Here is a 2,021-nt window from a genome sequence, read left to right as displayed (position 1 = left end):
TGTCGCCGAGACAGGACCGGCCGGTGATGGCGCACCAGATCCAGTACAGGGTGAAGATGCTCTTGCCGACTTTGCCGTCGCCGACGAGGGCGGCCTGTTGGCCGCGTTCCATGAATCGGCCGGGGAGCCAGTCGATTTCGGTGAAGTCGGTGGCGAAGGCGTCTTCCCAGTTGATTCGGGGGAAGCGGTCTTCGTTGTCGGCGGGCCGTTCGGGGGCGAGGTCGTCGGCGGTTTTGAGGAGCCGTTCGCCGAGGGCGCGCAGCCGGTCGGGCCCGTCGTCGGGGCATGGGGTGTTCACCGTCTTCTTCCTGGGTCTGGTCCTGGCCATCCGGGTGACGGCCGCCAGGCCGATCACCCCCCAGACGACGTTGAGGATCGCCGAGGGCCAGGCCGAGTGGTAGGCCGTATTGATCATCAGGGCGACCGCCCCGACGAGGTTGATCGTCTGGTACGGCATGCCGTCCCCGGCCATCCGGGAGGCGGACACCATGGCGTAGCCGTACAGCATGAGACCGGCGCCGATCCAGCCGAGCACGTTGACAAAGACGGACATCGAATTACATGCCGTCAGAAAAGGGGTGCATGCCGCAATGATCCCCGGCTGCCTCTCTGAAGGGCAAGTTAAGCCTCCTTAATATCCGCGTAAGCTCAGCTATATGGACATCGACCCCCGGCGGCTCCGGATACTCCATGAGGTCGCACGTCGCGGCGGCGTCATGCGGGCGGCCGAGGCCCTGCACCTGACCGCCTCGGCGGTCTCCCAGCAGCTCGCGCTCCTGGAGCGGGAGGTCGGGCTGGCGCTCCTGGACCGGTCGCAGCGCAGGATCACGCTCACCCCGGCCGGGCGGGTCCTCGCCGGATACGCCGAGCGGGTCGAGGAGGAGCTGGCCGAGGCGAAGCGGGAGCTGACCCGTTTCGCCGAGCTGCTGGCCGGGCCGGTGTCGATCGCGGCCTTCCCGACGGTCATCAAGCACCTGCTGGTGCCCGCCCTGGGCACGCTGGCCGAGCGCCACCCGCAGATCAGGCCCCGCATCCGCGAGCTGTACGGCCCGCCGGCCCTGGAGGAGCTCCGCCTGGGCGGCATCGATCTGGCCATCACCGAGCAGGACGCCGACAAGCCCGCCCCGGCACGCTCCTCGATCGTCTCCCACCGCCTCTACGTGGACGAATACCGCATCGTGGTGCCGCCGGGCTGGACGGAGATCCCGCGTGACGTCGCGGAACTGGCCGGTGTGCCCTGGGTGGCGGGACCGCCGGACCAGGCGTGCGGGCACGCGCTGGAGCGGCTGGCCGCCCTGCACGGCTTCACCCCCCACCGGGCTCACGTGATCGAGGAGTTCCCGCCCACCCTCGCCCTGGTGGCGGCGGGGCACGGGGTGGCGATCGTGCCGTCGCTGGCCCTGCTGGAGGTCCCGGCGGGCGAGGTCGTGGTCACCGACATCACCGGCGTCGGCGCCCGCCGCCTGAACGCCGTCACCCGCGTCAGCCGTACCCGGTCGGGGGAGCCCGGCCCGGTGCAGGCCGTGGTCGTCGCCGCGCTCAGGGAGGCCGCCGAGGGGCTGCCCGCACGGCTCGGCGAGCGCTACGGCGCCCGCTGACCGCCGGTCGCCGACCCGCTCGTGCCCGCTGACCGCCGCTCGCTGACCAGCCCGTGCCCGCTGAGTCCGGTTGGCCGTCCGCGTCCGGCCGATCCTGGCCGGATGCGGGGGAGGGTGGTCCCGGTGGTGCGGCCCGGCGGCTCCGGTCAGTCGGTGACGTGGGGACCGCTGACCCGCTCCAGCAGCCGGGCCAGCCGGTCACGCAGGCCCGGACGGCGGTCGGTCTCGCCCGCGGCCATGCTGATCAGGTGCTGGGCCCCGTCGAAGGAGATCGGGGCCTGGCCGGGGACCGTCAGCGCGTCGTGGGCCAGCCCTTCCAGCTCGGGGTCGCCGCCGTCCAGGGCCAGGATGGTGGCCCCGGTGCGCCGGGCGTCGCTCACCCGTTCCAGCAGGGGCCCGGGGGCCTGCTCCTCGGCCACGACG

2 protein-coding genes and 1 pseudogene are annotated in these 2,021 nt (G+C 72.3%); 1 reads left to right on the top strand and 2 read right to left on the bottom strand.

Annotation, left to right across the window (positions count from 1 at the left end; translation table 11 throughout):
- Window positions 1-553, bottom strand: a 553-nt coding sequence (locus tag ACWDS7_RS48135; RefSeq protein ID WP_451934776.1) for a CBU_0592 family membrane protein, incomplete at its 3' end; no start/stop codon positions are given.
- A gap of 103 nt (window positions 554-656) precedes the next feature.
- Between ACWDS7_RS48135 and ACWDS7_RS48130 the strand changes: the two genes are divergently transcribed.
- Window positions 657-1,598: a LysR family transcriptional regulator gene (locus tag ACWDS7_RS48130; RefSeq protein ID WP_306857455.1), complete on the top strand. Its 942-nt coding sequence runs from the start codon at window positions 657-659 to the stop codon at window positions 1,596-1,598.
- A gap of 146 nt (window positions 1,599-1,744) precedes the next feature.
- Here the strand turns inward: ACWDS7_RS48130 and ACWDS7_RS48125 are convergent.
- Window positions 1,745-2,021 (bottom strand): annotated as a pseudogene (locus ACWDS7_RS48125) (hypothetical protein); the annotation flags it as partial.

It is taken from the genome of Streptosporangium sp. NPDC003464, from assembly GCF_053588315.1.
Note: the sequence above shows the minus strand (reverse complement) of the source record. Positions and strands in the feature narration are given on the sequence as shown.